We start from the raw sequence: 1,949 nt of genomic DNA, 5'->3' as shown, positions 1-1,949 counted from the left end.
CTTACCGCAAGAAGGTCCGCAAGCACACGACCAACGCGATCCTCTACGGCACCGACCCGGCAACCTGCCCGGTCCGCGCGCTGCGCGCCTACCTGACCGCCCTGGAGGCCGCCGGGCGCACGGAGGGCCCGATGTTCGTCCGGGTGGACCGGTGGGACCGCATCGCCCCGCCCCTCACCCGTGGCGGCCGCCGGATCGGGGACCCGGCCGGGCGGATGACCGCCGAGGCAGCCGCCGAGGTCGTCGAGCGCCTGGCCGTCGCCGCCCACCTCACCGGTGCCTGGTCCGGGCACTCCCTGCGCCGCGGCTTCGCCACCGCCGCCCGCGCCGCCGGACACGACCCCCTCGAGATCGCCCGCGCCGGCGGCTGGGCCGACGGATCCCGCGTCCTCGCCCGCTACCTCGACGACGTCGACCGCGTGAAGAACTCCCCGCTCGTCGGCATCGGGCTCTGAGCACCTGCAGTGCCGGTGCCCTTGGGCGCCGGCACTGGACCGTTGCGGACGTACGGTGTGGGCCTGGATGGGCAAGGTCGGGCGGTGGCGGCCAGAAGAACTTGTTTCCGGTGGCCGGCCTGCGGAATGCAGGAGTTACCCCGGACGGTCCAGCCTTCCCTGGCCCCCTTACGCTCCCTACTCTTGGTCCATGGGGCTCAACTACGTCGTCATCGAGAATGAAGACATCTGGGCGATATTCCGGCAGCGGCTGAGAGAGGAACGAATCAGCTTCCCTTCGAAGCACATCCCTACTACCGAGCGCGTCTTTCCGCACCGCATCCCCTACGGCAGCAACCGCCCTCTGTGGGTGGAGGCGTGGTTCCAGTGGAAGGACGAGGTGGCGGCAGAGGCCGCGAAGGTCATCGCGGACCGCGAGCGCCAAATGGCCGCATGGCGGAAGGAATACGATGCGAGAGCAGCGGCCCAACGCGCAGCTGACGCAGAAGCTGAGCGCCAACGCCGCGTGGAGCTCAAAGCGAAGTACCCGTCAGCGAAGACGTACGCCGAGCACTGGATGGTCGCCGCTGCCATCGACAAGCTCACGGAGTACGGCCTGCAGTCGGAGTGCCACCAGGAGGGCCTGATCCTTCACCTGACCAGGCGTGCAAAGGAACTCGTCGACACCCACCACACCAGCATCACCGATCGGGGCGCCTATGACGCGGCCTGGCGGCTCAGAGACGAGACATGGAAGCGGGAGTACGAGGAACGTCGGCGGAGCATGGAGGAGTCACGTCGCACCTCGGAATACGGCCAGTTCGGTTTTTAGCCGGACTACCAGGAGAGCGGTGGTGGCGTACTCGCAGCAACACGGAGGGCCCGCGGCCGACCAGGCGGCCGCCTCTCTGGTCACACCGCCGCGTCCGCTCCCCGCGGTCGCTGAACTGCATGATCAGTAACAGCAAAACGCCCCCGCCCCGCCCCCACCGCCAGCTCGCCCCGGCCGGCACCCCGGGCCCCGTCCGGGTCCGGAGCGGTTCCCCCACGGTCCCGGACCGGACCGATCCGGGACCGTGGGGGAACGGCACCAGGGACGGGGGCGGTCCGGGCGGCCTGGCGATCTTGCTGTTACTTGTGTCTCGCACGTCTCCGGCCCGCGTCACGTCGAAACCGTGCTCCGTCTCGACGACGGCCGTCTGGTCGAGGGCGACAAGCTCGGAGATGCAGGTGCTCAGTGGAGCCGCCGGATCAGCGCCTTCCTCGTGGACTCGTGCTCGCGTGCCAGCCGCAGCAGCTCGCGCACCAGGTCTGCCTTGTCGAGGCGGCGCAACCTGGCCTCCCGGCGGACCTCTCGGAGGAAGTCGTCCACCTCGTCGGACTCCTCCGGATCGAACCGCACGGTGAGGGCGACGGCGTCGGCCGCGCGGGACGGCGGCCGCCGTGTCCGCCGGCGGGCCCGCGGCGTCGGCTCCGGCACGCGGACCCATCGTCCCGGACGTCGACGTGCTCCTG

The 1,949-nt window shown here is 70.3% G+C and carries 3 protein-coding genes; 2 read left to right on the top strand and 1 reads right to left on the bottom strand.

Annotated elements, in window-relative coordinates:
- Nucleotides 1-455: tyrosine-type recombinase/integrase (locus GBN72_RS33800; protein ID WP_151775808.1), on the top strand; the 455-nt coding region annotated here is incomplete at its 5' end.
- Between the two features lie 190 nt (nucleotides 456-645).
- A complete protein-coding gene (locus GBN72_RS33795; RefSeq protein ID WP_151775807.1) occupies nucleotides 646-1,266 on the top strand; it encodes a hypothetical protein in 621 nt (206 codons plus the stop codon).
- A 402-nt stretch (nucleotides 1,267-1,668) separates the two neighbouring features.
- Here GBN72_RS33795 and GBN72_RS33790 read toward each other — a convergent pair whose 3' ends face one another.
- Nucleotides 1,669-1,914 (bottom strand): hypothetical protein, encoded by a 246-nt coding sequence (locus GBN72_RS33790; protein WP_151775806.1) that lies wholly within the window; start codon nucleotides 1,912-1,914, stop codon nucleotides 1,669-1,671.
- Between the last annotated feature and the right edge of the window lie 35 nt (nucleotides 1,915-1,949).

Origin of the sequence: Streptomyces abyssomicinicus (genome assembly GCF_008974245.1) — a bacterium.
Classification (GTDB): Bacteria; Actinomycetota; Actinomycetes; order Streptomycetales; family Streptomycetaceae; genus Streptomyces; species Streptomyces abyssomicinicus.
Note: the sequence above shows the minus strand (reverse complement) of the source record. Positions and strands in the feature narration are given on the sequence as shown.